Origin of the sequence: Desulfovibrio desulfuricans (assembly GCF_024460775.1) — a bacterium.
Lineage (GTDB): Bacteria > Desulfobacterota > Desulfovibrionia > Desulfovibrionales > Desulfovibrionaceae > Desulfovibrio > Desulfovibrio desulfuricans_E.
Genome location: NZ_JANFYZ010000012.1, coordinates 1 through 13,639, shown reverse-complemented (window position 1 = coordinate 13,639; position 13,639 = coordinate 1). Strand labels below are relative to the sequence as shown.

Below are 13,639 nucleotides of genomic sequence, written 5' to 3'. Positions count from 1 at the left end.
TCTGTTGGCTGACACTGCGCAAATAAATACAAAAAATTTTTATGTGTTTGATTTTTTAATAAGGCTGGATGCCGCAAATTATATCTATCCAGTTTAATTTAACTTATTTTGTTGCTGCCCGTAAAATTTATAGTTTGATTAATCAAACAACTTGGCGTACACACCTTGACTTGCGAATGTGAAATAAATAACGTGTTGCTTGTGAACAAAGTAACATGAAGCGCAGGATTGTTATTGCGCTAATTCTGCTGAAATTATTGAAAATTATTGCAAGGAAGGTTCCCATGTCTGTTGATGCACAGCCCCGCTGGTTTGATGCCCAGGCCATTGGTACAGCTCTGGAAAGGGAAACAGCACCTGACGCCGCAGAGCTTCGGGATATCCTCAACAAGTCACTTGAATTACAGCCTTTAACCTTGGCGGAAACCGTTGCCCTCATGCGTGTGCAGGACGGCGTGGGCGTTGGCCGCATCATGGCAGCCGCCGATGAAGTTAAGCAACAGGTTTACGGCGACCGCATTGTGCTTTCTGCGCCCCTGCACATCTCCAACCACTGCGGTAGCGAATGCCTGTATTGCGCCAACCGCAAAAGCAACAAGGCCGTTGAGCGCAAGTACATGACCTCGCCTGAAATGCGTGAGGCCGCCCTCAAGCTTATCCGTCAGGGTCACAAGCGTATTTTTCTTGTCAGCGGCCAATTGCCCAATGCGGATATTGAATATCTGGCCGAGGCCATCAGCATCCTGTACACGGCTTTTGACGGCGTGGGCGAAGTGCACAGCGTCAACGTAAACGTGGGCGCTCTGGAATCGCACGAGTATGCCGCCCTGCTGGAATCGTATGTGGGAACCGTGCTGATCTATCAGGACACCTACCACGAGGCCAGTTATCGCGCGGCCCATATCTCTGGCCCCAAGAGTGATTACTACGCCCGGCTGAACGCCGCAGATGTTGCTTTTCAGGCGGGTGTGCCGGACGTGGGCGGCGGCCTGATGCTGGGCCTTGGCCCCTGGCAGTATGACCTGCTGGGTATTGTGCAGCATCAGGCGCACTTGCTGCGGGCCTATGACACCGGCTGCCGCACCCTGAGCCTGCACCGCATGCGTTGCGCCCCCGGCAGCAACATGCAAACTCCCTATCCCGTGAGCGATGCCGACTACCTGCGCTGCGTGGCTATTGCCCGGCTGGCGGTTCCTTACGCTGGCATCATCCTGACCACCAAGGAACCTGCGGGCCTGTGGCGCGATGGCTGTAGCGCGGGTGCTTCGCAACTGCTCACAGGCAGCGTTGCCAACCCCTACGGCAACTGGATCGACAATCCCGAGCACAAGGTTCCCTTCCCCATTGGCGAAGACTGCCATGTGGATGAAGTGGTGCGTTTTCTGCTGGAAGAAGCCCGCCACCTGCCGTCATTTTGCGCGGCCTGCCCCCGGCTGGGGCGCACGGGCGAGGAGTTCCTTTCCATGGTACGCGAGTGCGGCATGAAAAATCAGTGCGGCCCCAACTCTGCGGCGTCGTTCCTGGAATTTTTGCTGCACTACGCTACGCCCTACACGCGCATGATTGGCGAACAGCTGTTGGCCGAAAAAATGGAAAGGATGACCACGGGTGAGCTTGGCGCGGCCAAAAGGCTGCTGACCAAGGTGCGCGCTGGCCGTATTGACGAATTCATTTAACAGACCGCTTGCAGATAAAACCCTCAACGGCAAGCGTACTCTGTTGTTAACGCAAAAAGGCGGGCTTCATGCCCGCCTTTTTGCATGTTGGCGTTGTCAGGTTGTGTCAGCAGTCAGCTCCCCGGCCAGCCCAGCCGCCTAGGTAAAGAAAAACCAGGTCAGCAGGGCAAACAGCGGCACAAGAATGCAGACCGACCATAAAATGTAGCCGAAAAACCCAGGCATACGCACGCCCTGATCTTCCGCAATGGCCCGCACCATAAAGTTGGGCGCGTTGCCTATGTAGCTGCATGCGCCCATAAAGACCGCGCCAGCCGAAATGGCCGCCAGAGTTTCGGGCATATGGTGCATGAGCGTTTGCGCATCACCCCCCGCCGTGTTGAAAAAGACCATGTATGTCGGGGCGTTATCCAGAAAGCTGGAAAGAATGCCCGTCAGCCAGAAGTACATGGCATTGACCGGCTGCCCATCACGCGAGACCAGTTCCACCAGCGGGGCCAGCGCGCCGGAGGTTCCTGCCTTGAGAATGGCCATGGCCGGAATCATGCTGACAAAAATGCCAAAGAACAGTTGGGCCACCTCTTCAATGGGCCCCCACGTAAAGCCGTTCAGTTCGCGGCATCTGCGGCTGGTATGGCGCATGGAAAGCCACGCCAGGCAGAGCAGGGCGGCATCGCGCAGCACGTTTTGGGCTTCCAGAGGCACGCCGCCCACCGTGGCGATTGTTCCCAGCGGGAACAGGCCGGAAAGCAGCACGGCAAGCACCACGCCCAGCAGGAACAGCAGGTTGATCTTGCCGTCAAGCCCGAGTTTTTCCTGGCTGGGCATTAGTTGCCCCGGCTTCGCGGGCGCGGAGTCAGCAGGGCTGATCGGTGGTACGGGGCGGCCCTCCTTATTATAAAGCACCATATCCAGAACAAAATAGATCGCCAGCAAGGCTGTGGACAGGCTCAGGGTTTTCAAAAACAGGTGTGAGGTTGTCCAGAAAAAGTCCACGCCCTTCAAAAAACCCAGAAACAGCGGCGGGTCGCCCAGCGGCGAGAGTGAACCGCCGATGTTTGCCACCAGAAAGATGAAAAATACCACAGAATGCACACGGTATTTGCGGTGCGCATTGGCCCGCAGCAGCGGGCGCACAAGCAGCATGGCCGCTCCTGTGGTGCCCATCCAGCTTGCCAGCACGGTTCCTATGGCAAGAATGCCCAGATTCACTGGCGGCGTACCCGTGAGGGAGCCCTTAAGGCGTACTCCACCCGCAACCGTGTACAGTGAAAAAAGGAGCACAAGGAAGGGCACGTAATCCAGCAGGATGATGTGGCAGAATTCATAGAAGGTCACGCCGGGGCCATAGACAGCCAGACATGGGACAAGAAAGGCGAGCGCCCAGAAAATGGAAATCTTGCCCCTGTGATGTTCCCAGAAAACATGGGCGGTCAGCGGCAGTATGGCTATGGAAAGCAGCATGCCCGCAAAAGGGATGATCCACCATGCGGAGAGGGAGCCGGGAACTGTAAGATGGTCGGCGGCGGCAAGAGCCGTGTAGGGAGTAAGCAGCAGTGCGCTCAGAGCATATGCAGAGAGGCGGAATAGATTCATGTTGCTCCTGAAAAAAGTGAATGGATTGCAGGTCGATAAGAAAAATCGGCCAAGACTAGTGTGTTAAATGTACCCTAATTGGCATTATCCGTCCATCCCTGCAGATCGGCGCACTTGCCTGAAAGGCCGTTTTCTGCCACACAAGGGCAGCAATAAATTACAATGTGTAAGGAATCAGCTATGCCCAAAGAACCTACAGCACGGCGCAAGGCCCGCTTTCTGGAAGTGCTGAGTCACCGCCAGCCGGACCTTACGCTGGTGCTTGCCAATATTCACGACCCGCACAACGTTTCGGCCATTTACCGTTCGTGCGATGCCTTTGGCGTCAGCCGCGTGCACCTGTATTACACCAACACGGCTTTTCCCGTGCTGGGGCGCAAAACCTCTGCTTCTGCCCGCAAGTGGGTGGAAAGCGTGCGCCATAAAACCAGCGAAGACATGCTTGCCGACCTGCGCGGTCAGGGCATGCAGGTGCTTGCCACCTCATTTACAGAAAAGGCCCGCCCCATGCGGGAATGGGATTTTACCCGCCCCACGGCAGTGATTATGGGCAACGAGCACAGCGGCGTTGAGCCGGAACTGCTGGCCGCAGCCGATGGCGAGCTGTACATCCCCATGTACGGCATGATCCAGAGCTTCAACGTGTCTGTGGCTTCAGCTATCATTCTTGCAGAAGCAGCCCGCCAGCGCGAGGCCGCAGGCATGTACGCCACCCCGCGCTTTGATGAGGCAACTCTCGCAACCCGTCTTGGGGAGTGGCTGGAAAAATAGCGATAGCCCGAACTGGCCGATATCCGGCCACGAAAGCCCGGGCCGCCCGCGCGGCGTATGCGGGCGATACTTCGGGCTTCCGCAGCATGTAACTATTCGCCAAGAATAGTCATGAACAATCCCGCGCTGATCTGTCAGGCCTATGCCTTTGCCACCGTCGTGCTGTGGTCAACCGCCTATGTGTACACCAAGGTTGCGCTGGCGTTTTTTACGCCGGGGCCGCTGGGCCTTGTGCGCTGCGCTGTGGCGTCGCTGGCCTTTGTTGGCATCCTGCTGGCAAGGGGCAGGGGGCGCGGGGGATTTTTTGTCCCTTCTGCCCGGCATCTGCCCCTGTTTGCGGCAGCAGGGCTGAGCGGCTTCACGCTGTATCTGCTGGCCTTCAATGAGGGTTCCATCACCCTCAACCCCACGACCAACTGCATTGTCATTTCCACGGCTCCCATTCTGACGGCGGCGCTGGCGCGTCTGTTTTTCAGTGAGCGTTTGCCCGTGCTGCGCTGGCTGGCGCTTGCGCTGGCATTTGGCGGCGTAGTGGTGATGAACGGCGGCGGGCGCGGATTTATGCTGGCCCCCGGCATGGGCTGGGTGCTGGTGGCCGCAGTGCTCATAAGTCTCTATAATATCACGCAGCGCACGTTGTCGCGACACTACGGCTCCATGGAAATCGCCGCCTGGAGTTTTTTTGCGGGTACGCTGTTTTTGCTGTACTGCCTGCCGCAAACCGTGGCCCAGTTGCAGGCTGCGCCCGCCAGCGCGCTGTGGCTTGCACTTTTTCTGGGGATTTTCCCCAGCGCGGCTGCCTACCTGCTCTGGACCAGAGCCCTTGCCCTTGCCCCCCGCACAAGCCTTGTGACCAACTACATGTTCCTGACGCCCTTTTTGTCCATGCTGCTTGATTTTGCGGTGACGGGCGGCCTGCCGGAGGCCTCCACCTTTGCGGGCGGGGCGATCATCATGGGGGCTTTGGTGCTGTTCAGCCTTGCGGGCAGGCGGGGTTAAACGGTTCTTTTGCTTTCTGGCAACGCCAGAGAATAAAATAGCCATGTAGCTGTTGCCGCCACGCTGACTTTTTACACAAAAACAAGGCCCGTTTCTGCTGGATATTCTCCGTCAGAAACGGGCCTTTCCCTTGCGGGAACCCAACCCTGATTTTTATGCTGAGCTGCTAATCAGCCTGCGGCTGCACCAGCTTGTCAAAACTTTTGCCATTCCACTGAAAGCTTACGTCATTGTCTACCGGGACATGTGCCATGCCCGTATTGGTCCAGAACATGGGCTGCGCCTTGAGACCGCCGAGGCCAAGGCAGATCATGACCGTAGCCTGAACATCGGGCGGCATTTTGCGGCCCGGGGCAAAAAAGGCGCTTATGTCCGGTTCTTGCGGGGTGTCCACAGGTACGGCGCGGCCAGAGGAGTCAACCCGCCACAACTCAAGGGTGCACACCGCGCCGCCCAGAGTGCCGAATGCGGCAAGTACGGAGCCGTCCGCAACGTTGCGGAACAGGCGCAGGGCAACGGCTGTATCCCTGAACGGCATGGAGGCGAACACCAGAACGTCCTCCGTTTCTCCGGCGATCTCCCAAAATTCCGAATGCCCTGCGGAAAGCAGTTTCTGCTTTTCCTGCGGACTCAGACCTTCAGGAGTGTTTTCAAAAATACTTTCGGGCAGCAGTGCAAAGATACTGCGGGCAGTGACCTCGCTTTCGGCGGCCTGCGCAGAATCCGACAGTGCGGCAAGCAACAGAACAATCAGTAAACAGTGTATATGACGCGGCATACATCCTCCCGCAGACAGATGGTTGCAGAAACAGACGTGCTGTAAAAATTTTTATACCGCTTTCGGCAAGGCTTGTCCATGCACGCAGGCAAAGGATTGCGCGAGCCGGGCGGTTGGGCGGGGGCGGGCGTATTTTGCAGCGGCGGGCGCGCGCAAAAATACGCTGTCTCTGCCCTTGCCAATGCCCCTTGGGCCGCTTACATATGCTTTCATGAACACAAGCAAGCCCTGCATCCACATCGAAAAGGCCCGCCAGCACAACCTCAAAAACATCAGCCTGGACATCCCACGCGACGAGCTGGTGGTGATTTGCGGCCCGTCAGGTTCCGGCAAGTCAACGCTGGCGTTCGATATCGTGTACGCCGAAGGCCAGCGCCGCTATGTGGAATCGCTGTCTGCCTACGCCCGCCAGTTTTTGCCCCAGATGGACAAGCCGGACGTGGAAAAGATCGAGGGGCTTTCGCCCGCAATCTCGCTTGAACAGCAGAGCGTTTCGCGCAACCCGCGTTCAACCGTGGGAACGGTCACGGAAATTTACGACTTTTTGCGCGTATTTTTTGCCAGGCTTGGGCGCATGTATTGCCCCCAGTGCGGGCGGCCCATCGAGGCCCGCGCGGCAGATGAAATCATTGGCGATATCATGGCCCTGCCGCAGGGCGCCAAGTTTATGGTCATGGCTCCGCTGGTGGAACTTCAGAAGGGCACGCATCAGGACAAGTTCAAAAAACTCAAGGCTGAAGGTTTTGCCCGCGTGCGCGTCAACGGCGAGTTTTATACGCTGGACGATGTGCCCACGCTGGACAAGAACAAGAAGCACTCCATTGATCTGGTGGTTGACCGCCTGGTGAACAAGGAGGGCATTCGGGGGCGTCTGGCGGATTCGGTCGAGCTGGCCCTGCGTTATGGCGAGGGCCGCCTTGTGCTGCACGAGCCGGACAAGGCCGCCGCAGGGCAGGATGCAGACACCGTGCATTCCACCACTTCGGTGTGCGCGCATTGCCGTATTTCTCTGCCTGCTCCCAGCCCGCAGCTGTTTTCGTTCAACGGGCCGCAAGGGGCCTGCCCGCGCTGCGTAGGCCTTGGCGGCGTGGATTATTTTGAGCCGCGCCTCATTGCGCCCAACATGGGGCTTTCGCTGAACACGGGCGCACTGCTGCCCTGGGCCACGGATAAAATGTTCAGCCGCTATGAGGACGCCCTCAAGGCTCTGGGCAAACGCTTCAAATTTCAGCTTTCCACGCCGCTGGAGCAGTTTAGCGAAGACGCGCTTTCCGCTCTTTTTTACGGCGAGGATGAACAGGGCCGCCCCGCGCGCGCTTCGCTGGGCCTGCGCCGCAACTGGATGGGCGGCAGCGTGGCCCTTGGCGCTGGCGGCGATTACCAGAGCGAGCATTTTTCTGATGCCCTGCGCACGCAGGGGCAGGTGGGCGTGAGCGAAAAACGCTGGCCCGGCGTTATCCCCCTGCTTGAAAGCGGCATGCAGTACGGCGATGCCTGGCGCGAGGCCCTGTCTCGTTATCGGCAGACCATGGATTGCCCGGACTGCCACGGAGCGCGGCTGAACACCAACGCGCTTTCCGTGCGGGTGGACGATCTGAATATCGCGCAGTTCTGCAACCTTTCGGTTGAGCGCGCGCTGGAATGGCTGGAAAAACGTGAATTTACGGGGCGGCATGTTGTCATTGCCGAACCGCTCATGAAGGAACTGACCCATCGCCTGTCGTTCATGCGCAGCGTGGGGCTTGAGTACCTTTCGCTGGGGCGCTCCATGTCCACGCTTTCGGGCGGCGAGGCCCAGCGCATCCGTCTGGCATCGCAACTCGGTTCAGGTCTTGTTGGCGTTACCTACGTGCTGGACGAACCCTCCATCGGTCTGCATCCGCGTGACAACGAGCGGCTGCTGGGAACCCTGCGTTCACTCCAGGCGCGCGGCAATACCGTGCTTGTGGTGGAGCATGACGAGGCAACCATCTGCGCGGCGGATACGGTCATTGAACTTGGTCCCGGCTCCGGCTCGCAGGGCGGCGAAATCATGTTTCAGGGGCGGGTGGACGATCTGCTTGGCAAGGCGGATACCCTCACGGCCCGTTACCTGCGCGGCGACGACGTGATCGCCCTGCCGGATGAGCGGCGCGAAGGACAGGGGGCGCTGGTCATGCACGGCATCACCACCAACAACCTGCGCAATATTGATTGCCGCATCCCTCTGGGCGTGCTCACCTGCGTGACCGGGGTTTCCGGCTCAGGCAAGAGTTCGCTGGTGGTGGATACGCTCTACAAGCATGTGGCCCTGAACCTTGGCCTGCGTGTGGATCAGCCCGGCACCATCGGCGGGCTGGAATATGAAAAAGGCTCCGCGCCTGTGGAGCGCATTGTGGCCATTGACCAGACGCCCATTGGCCGCACGCCGCGTTCCAACCCCGCCACCTACACCAAGATTTTTGACGAAATTCGCAATATTTTTGCCATGACTCAGGACGCCCGCAAACGTGGCTACAAGCCGGGGCGTTTCAGCTTTAACGTGCGTGGGGGCCGTTGCGAAGCCTGCGGAGGCGACGGGCAGATTCGCGTTGAAATGCATTTTTTGCCCGACGTGTACGTGACCTGCGATGTGTGCAAGGGCAAACGCTATAATCACGAAACCCTTGAAGTGCGCTACAAGGGCCTGAACATCGCCGAGGTGCTCGACCTCACCGTGCATCAGGCCCGCCAGCTTTTTGAAAGTTATCCCTCGCTGGAGCGCCGCCTTGCCGTGCTGGAAGAGGTGGGGCTGGAATATCTGCGTCTGGGGCAGCCCGCCACGACTCTCTCGGGCGGCGAAGCCCAACGTATCAAGATTTCGCGTGAATTGGGCAAGCGGTCCCTGCCGGGAACCATGTACATTCTTGACGAGCCGACCACGGGCCTGCACATGCACGAGGTGGGCAAGCTTATCAAGGTGCTGCATGCGCTGGTGGACAGGGGAGCCAGCGTGGTGGTTATCGAGCACAATACAGACATGATTCTGGCATCCGACCATGTGCTGGATATGGGTCCCGGCGGCGGCGAAAACGGCGGGCAAATAGTCTCTGCCGGAACGCCCGAGGCCATTGTTGCCGACCCCAATTCCGTCACCGGGCGCTTCCTCATGCAGGAGAGGCTGGACAGGCTCAAGCGCAGACGGGAATAACATCCTCAAATAAATAAACTGTCAGACTGCCGTAATGCCCTGTTGCATGGCGGCTTGTTGGGCGCATCCGGTTTACCGGATGCGCTTTTTTCTGTCAGACGTCCTGGGAGCGAGTGAATGGATCGGGGCATACGTTCGTTCAGAATTTTTGTTGACATGGAAACAATTTTTCAAGATTGTTTCCATGTCAACAAAAAGGAGCAGTCATGAATCAGCCTCACAGGATTGTAGCCGAGCTCATCAAAATTTCTGAGCATGCCGGTGCCTTCAGGCATGGGAGAGAAGACTTTTTTGATGACCTGAACCTCACGGAGGTTCATTGCATCCATTGGATAGGAACTCTTGATCATGCCAATGTGACAAAGGTTTCTAACGAGATGGGCATGACGCGTGGGGCCATAAGCAAAATCTGCAAAAAACTGCTGAAAAAAAAGTTTATCGAAAGTTATCAGGAGCCGGAAAATAACAAAAATATCTATTTCAGGGTTGCAGAAGGCGGAAAAAAAATATTTGAAGCCCATAAAATCAACCATGACAGAACATTTGGCGAAAAAGTCTGCATCGTAAATAAATATGATGAAGACGAGCAGGCAATTATACTGCGTTTCCTCATGGATATTAACGCATTTGTTGAACGCGGCTATGAACAGATTTACACAAATTGCGAGAAAGATGAATAATGGAGAATATTATAATGAATTCAGCAACAGTCAAAAAAGACGTTGTGTATTCCATATCGTTCGCGCATATGCTGAATGACTGGTATATGAATATTATTCCTATACTTACGCCATTTCTCATTGCGGCTGGTTTTGGTATTGGAGAGGTTTCGTTTGCCATTTCCGCCTTTACCATTACCTCATCGCTTTCTCAGCCGCTTATTGGCTATATGGTGGACAGAAAAAACCAGAGCTGGATGATATATGTGGGCACGGCCTGGCTGGCGATACTGCTGAGCTGCATAGGTCTGACCCACAGCTCCACCATGCTGATTGCGCTTGCGGCCCTTTCCGGTCTTGGAGCTGCGGCTTTTCATCCGCAGGCATCGGCTATGGTTAGCGCTGCGAGCGAGCAGAAAAAGGGAATGTATCAGGCTGTTTTTGGGGCTTCGGGGAATCTTGGCTGGGCGCTTACTCCCCTGTTTGTCATCCCGCTGGTGGAACGGTTTGGCCTGAGCGTCACGCCCTACTTTGTGGTGCCGGGCATTATTGTTACGGTATTATTGGCCTTCAAGGCTCAGAAAACGCCCGCAAGATCGCAGGCAGAAACAGTGTCGATGATGGAGGCCCTGCGCCCCGCCTGGAAAGAGCTGAGCAAGCTGGTGCTGATTATTGCCGTCCGCACGCTGACTTATTCCGGCCTTGTGGCCTTTCTTCCTCTGTACTTGCAACAGCAGGGCATGAGCTTGTCCGTCTGCTCCCACTTGCTGTTCATTCTGCTGCTTTCTGGCGCAGCAGGCGGCATCGCGGGTGGTTATCTTTCAGACAGGTTCGGTAAAACCATTGTTATTTTCTTGTCCCTGGCCCTCTCTCCCATTTTTTTCTACCTCTTTCTGCATGTTGGCGCAGGCCTGCAACCTGTAGTGTTTGCCCTGGCCGGGGCGACGCTTCTTTCGTCCTTCTCGCCCATTGTGGTGCTGGCGCAAGAGCTGCTTTTCCGGCAGGCCGCAATGGCATCAGGATTTTCACTGGGATTTGGCATCGGCATTGGTGGACTTGGCGTTGGCCTTGTCGGGCTTGTCATCCAGTATGCAGGTCTTGCCCTTGCCATCAATATGCTGATCTGCCTGCCCTTTGTTGCTGCCTGTATAGCCCTGACGCTGAAAGGCCGCAAAACATTGGAGCAGGAGGGGTTCGCGCAGTAGCGCCCCTGGCCGATGAGGTGGTGACTTTTTGCGGTCTCATTGGGCAGCATGAAAAAAGCCCCGGCACATGGTACAGGCCAGGGCCGGGGCTGAGCCGGTTCGCACTCTGCCTACATGACGAACCGGAGGAGGGGGCATGTGGGATCGGGAGTTTTTGCCTTGATCTCTATTTTTTGGGGTCAAATTTCAGCCGCTTGCTTTCAAGGCGCTGCGCCTCTGCATCGTTGGGGGTGCAGCCGCATGAGCTTTTTTTGCCATCGCCGCAGCCGCCATCGCAACAGCCGCATTTGCCCTTGCTGACCGCCGTATAAATCCTGCGGCCAAAGTAATATGCAGCCGCAATTATGCACAGTATGACGATAATCAGTTGAATATCCATGTCTTCACCTCTTGTTTCCCCCAAAGTTCCTTGCGGCGCAGGGAGGATATGCAAGTAGTTTGCTCTTGTAGAAAATGAATGTCAACTTCATTTAAACGGGCCATAAAAATTATTTGCCTTGTGCGGAAAGCATACACCCGCTCACTACGGAATAAAAAAGGGCTGCCCAAGGGCAGCCCGAAAAAATCGCTAAAGCGCAAAGCGTGGGCTTTAGTCGTCCTTGGCGGCCTTGTCTCGGCAATCCTTGCAGATGCCATACAGGTTATGCACATGACCGCGCAGCTTGAAGCCGTATTTTTCGGCCATTTCACGCTGGAGTTTTTCAATGCGCGGATCGCATATTTCCACAATCTTGCCGCAGTCAAGGCAGACAAGGTGGTCGTGATGGCTGTCCGGCTTGGCAATTTCGTAGCGGGTGATGCCGTCGCTGAAGTGAATTTCCATGGCAAGGCCAGCATCGCAAAGCAGCTTGAGCGTACGGTATACGGTGGTTTGGCCGATGCCGGAATCGCGCTTGATCACGTGCTGATAAAATTCTTCAAGCGAGTGGTGCCCGGGCAATTCAAAAAAAGCCTCGGCTATGATTCGCCGTTGGGATGTGGTGTTCAGGCCTTTGCGGTTCATGAAATCCAGAAATTCCGAAAGACCGGCATTGTTTTGCTGTGTTGTCATATATATGCCCACCCCCGAATAACAAGTGTGCGTTTGTTAAAACTGTCGATGCGGCCAGGGCTTGCAGTCGCCAGCATGTAGGGTACCTTTTGGCCTAAAAAAAGGCAAAAAGCAATGCAGCGGCTAAAAGGCGGTTTTGCACTGTTTTACTGCCCTGCAAGCTATGGTAGGGTTGCGGCGCGTGGAGAGCAAGGGCGTGTGCGGAAAAAAGAGATTTTTCAGCCGTAATTTCTTGACAGATTAAATAGGATTGAATACTGTTTTCAAAACGAAGTTGCAGCAACCTCTGCCGGAGCGTCACGCTTCGCCATAAGGATACAATCATGGGAAATCTCATCAATAAAGCGGTTGAACCTTTCAACGTAAAGGCTTTTCACGATGGCGAGCTGAAAACTGTTACCGAAGCAGATATAAAGGGCCACTGGTCCATCTTCTTTTTCTATCCCGCGGACTTTACCTTTGTGTGCCCCACGGAACTGGAAGATCTGGCCGATAACTACGAGCAGTTTAAAAAGCTCAATTGCGAAGTCTATTCCGTATCGACCGACAGCGCCTTTGTGCACAAAGCCTGGGCCGATGCCTCGCCCAGCATTGCCAAGATTCGCTACCCCATGTTGGCAGACTGCGCCGGAGCCCTCTCCAACGCGTTCGGCGTGATGATTGAAGGCGCGGGGCAGGCCTTGCGCGGCAGTTTTCTGGTAAACCCCGATGGCGTCATCAAGGCCTATGAAATCCACGATACGCCCATTGGCCGCAATGTTGAAGAATTGCTGCGCAAGCTGGAAGCCGCGCAGTTTGTGGCCGAACACGGCGATCAGGTATGCCCAGCCCGCTGGAAGCCCGGCAGCGCCACCCTTAAGCCCGGCCTTGATCTTGTAGGCAAGATCTAGGCAGAGATTTTTCACACGCAGACACAGCGCCTTTCTCTTCCTCCAATGCCCTCCTCAGGCAACCCCGCTAAAAGAGGCCAGCACGCAAGTGTTGGCCTCTTTTGACGTGTGGGTTTTGCCGCGCGGCGGCGTGGATGAAGGAAAGGCAGGACTGTTTGGACGCGGGGTGGGTGGGGGAGCCTGTCGAGCGTATTTACGCAAACCCGACTTTTTTGGCCTGACGGCGTTAAAATCCTGTTTTTGATGCTCACGTACTTGAGTACGCTGCGCTCAAAAACAGGATTTTTCCTTGTCAGGCCAAAAAAATGCGTATTTTGCAAATTCACTCAACACCAGCCATCGCCTTCGCTTCGCTCTGGCGAGTATAAGGAAGGCGACCCCACGACCAGCTTCTGATGGTGAATATATTTTTTGACTCGTAAATTTCCTGTCTGGTCATGGCTGAACGGAAATTGGTATCGTTACAAGTAATTTGCGGGGATGTCAGAATATTCAGAGCTACTGAGAATAATGTAAATGCAATCCAGAAACTAACAATTATATTAGGGGTATCGAGTTGAAACTGTCCCACATTCAAAGCAAAAGCGTCCTCTGGCATTAACGCGGCGCGGAGGGAGATCGCCTGAGCGAGCGTGGCGAGCGAGGGAAGCTCCCGCAGCAAGAGACGCGTTGCCATCGCCACGCTAAGGAAGTTGAAAACCCTTCTTATGGGGGTGCTTCGGGGGGGATGCAAGGGGGGCCGAGAAGGGGGCGTAGCCCCATAACCGGCCCCGCCTTGCCGCGCGCCGCGCAGGCGTCCCAAGCTTCGCCTAAGGGCGAAATAGTGCGCCCGCAGGGCTGCAACC

Annotated in this window: 13 protein-coding genes; 7 read left to right on the top strand and 6 right to left on the bottom strand. The window is 56.0% G+C overall.

The window, feature by feature from the left end; genetic code table 11:
• Positions 1-284 precede the first annotated feature (284 nt).
• Complete coding sequence (locus NE637_RS12425) at positions 285-1,676, top strand: radical SAM protein (protein WP_192113292.1); 1,392 nt, start codon at positions 285-287, stop codon at positions 1,674-1,676.
• A gap of 138 nt (positions 1,677-1,814) precedes the next feature.
• Here the strand turns inward: NE637_RS12425 and NE637_RS12420 are convergent, their stop codons facing one another.
• Positions 1,815-3,272, bottom strand: a complete 1,458-nt coding sequence (locus NE637_RS12420) for a sodium:proton antiporter (protein WP_192113293.1) — start codon at positions 3,270-3,272, stop codon at positions 1,815-1,817.
• A 180-nt stretch (positions 3,273-3,452) separates the two neighbouring features.
• Between NE637_RS12420 and NE637_RS12415 the strand changes: the two genes are divergently transcribed.
• Both NE637_RS12415 and NE637_RS12410 read left to right on the top strand, forming a co-directional pair.
• Positions 3,453-4,043 carry a TrmH family RNA methyltransferase gene (locus NE637_RS12415; protein WP_215648097.1) on the top strand — a complete coding sequence of 197 codons (591 nt, stop codon included), beginning with the start codon at positions 3,453-3,455 and terminating at the stop codon, positions 4,041-4,043.
• Between the two features lie 111 nt (positions 4,044-4,154).
• Positions 4,155-5,042 carry a DMT family transporter gene (locus NE637_RS12410; protein ID WP_215648096.1) on the top strand — a complete coding sequence of 296 codons (888 nt, stop codon included), beginning with the start codon at positions 4,155-4,157 and terminating at the stop codon, positions 5,040-5,042.
• Between the two features lie 166 nt (positions 5,043-5,208).
• On the opposite strand, the gene NE637_RS12405 is transcribed toward NE637_RS12410, so the two are convergent.
• Entirely contained in the window at positions 5,209-5,820 is a 612-nt protein-coding gene (locus tag NE637_RS12405) for a hypothetical protein (RefSeq protein ID WP_215648095.1), read from the bottom strand.
• A 211-nt stretch (positions 5,821-6,031) separates the two neighbouring features.
• Between NE637_RS12405 and uvrA the strand changes: the two genes are divergently transcribed.
• The 3 genes from uvrA to NE637_RS12390 all read left to right on the top strand — a co-directional run bounded on the left by uvrA (position 6,032) and on the right by NE637_RS12390 (position 10,853).
• Entirely contained in the window at positions 6,032-8,989 is a 2,958-nt protein-coding gene (gene uvrA, locus NE637_RS12400) for an excinuclease ABC subunit UvrA (RefSeq protein ID WP_192113297.1), read from the top strand.
• Between the two features lie 206 nt (positions 8,990-9,195).
• Entirely contained in the window at positions 9,196-9,669 is a 474-nt protein-coding gene (locus NE637_RS12395) for a MarR family transcriptional regulator (RefSeq protein ID WP_227119004.1), read from the top strand.
• Positions 9,670-9,683: 14 nt separating this feature from the next.
• The gene (locus tag NE637_RS12390) at positions 9,684-10,853 is read left to right on the top strand and encodes an MFS transporter (protein ID WP_227119002.1); all 1,170 of its coding nucleotides are present in this window, start codon (positions 9,684-9,686) and stop codon (positions 10,851-10,853) included.
• A gap of 166 nt (positions 10,854-11,019) precedes the next feature.
• Here NE637_RS12390 and NE637_RS12385 read toward each other — a convergent pair whose 3' ends face one another.
• The 3 genes from NE637_RS12385 to NE637_RS12375 form a co-directional block, all read right to left on the bottom strand.
• Positions 11,020-11,232 (bottom strand): hypothetical protein, encoded by a 213-nt coding sequence (locus NE637_RS12385; RefSeq protein WP_192113300.1) that lies wholly within the window; start codon positions 11,230-11,232, stop codon positions 11,020-11,022.
• A gap of 210 nt (positions 11,233-11,442) precedes the next feature.
• Positions 11,443-11,904, bottom strand: coding sequence for a Fur family transcriptional regulator (locus tag NE637_RS12380; protein ID WP_192113301.1), 462 nt, complete (start codon positions 11,902-11,904; stop codon positions 11,443-11,445).
• A gap of 94 nt (positions 11,905-11,998) precedes the next feature.
• On the bottom strand, positions 11,999-12,229 hold the full coding sequence (locus NE637_RS12375) for a hypothetical protein (protein ID WP_227119000.1): 231 nt from the start codon (positions 12,227-12,229) through the stop codon (positions 11,999-12,001).
• Between NE637_RS12375 and ahpC the strand changes: the two genes are divergently transcribed.
• The gene (ahpC, locus tag NE637_RS12370) at positions 12,228-12,794 is read left to right on the top strand and encodes an alkyl hydroperoxide reductase subunit C (protein WP_227118998.1); all 567 of its coding nucleotides are present in this window, start codon (positions 12,228-12,230) and stop codon (positions 12,792-12,794) included. The two genes, NE637_RS12375 and ahpC, sit on opposite strands and share 2 nt — an antisense overlap.
• Positions 12,795-13,116: 322 nt before the next feature.
• Here ahpC and NE637_RS12365 read toward each other — a convergent pair.
• Positions 13,117-13,639: hypothetical protein (locus tag NE637_RS12365; RefSeq protein WP_227123236.1), on the bottom strand; the 523-nt coding region annotated here is incomplete at its 5' end.

Coding starts and splice junctions, on each gene's coding strand:
- NE637_RS12425 (WP_192113292.1), top strand. CDS start 285: ATGTCTGTTGATGCACAGCCCCGCTGGTTTGATGCCCAGGCCATTGGT.
- NE637_RS12420 (WP_192113293.1), bottom strand. CDS start 3,272: ATGAATCTATTCCGCCTCTCTGCATATGCTCTGAGCGCACTGCTGCTT.
- NE637_RS12415 (WP_215648097.1), top strand. CDS start 3,453: ATGCCCAAAGAACCTACAGCACGGCGCAAGGCCCGCTTTCTGGAAGTG.
- NE637_RS12410 (WP_215648096.1), top strand. CDS start 4,155: ATGAACAATCCCGCGCTGATCTGTCAGGCCTATGCCTTTGCCACCGTC.
- NE637_RS12405 (WP_215648095.1), bottom strand. CDS start 5,820: ATGCCGCGTCATATACACTGTTTACTGATTGTTCTGTTGCTTGCCGCA.
- uvrA (WP_192113297.1), top strand. CDS start 6,032: ATGAACACAAGCAAGCCCTGCATCCACATCGAAAAGGCCCGCCAGCAC.
- NE637_RS12395 (WP_227119004.1), top strand. CDS start 9,196: ATGAATCAGCCTCACAGGATTGTAGCCGAGCTCATCAAAATTTCTGAG.
- NE637_RS12390 (WP_227119002.1), top strand. CDS start 9,684: ATGAATTCAGCAACAGTCAAAAAAGACGTTGTGTATTCCATATCGTTC.
- NE637_RS12385 (WP_192113300.1), bottom strand. CDS start 11,232: ATGGATATTCAACTGATTATCGTCATACTGTGCATAATTGCGGCTGCA.
- NE637_RS12380 (WP_192113301.1), bottom strand. CDS start 11,904: ATGACAACACAGCAAAACAATGCCGGTCTTTCGGAATTTCTGGATTTC.
- ahpC (WP_227118998.1), top strand. CDS start 12,228: ATGGGAAATCTCATCAATAAAGCGGTTGAACCTTTCAACGTAAAGGCT.
- NE637_RS12375 (WP_227119000.1), bottom strand. CDS start 12,229: ATGATTGTATCCTTATGGCGAAGCGTGACGCTCCGGCAGAGGTTGCTG.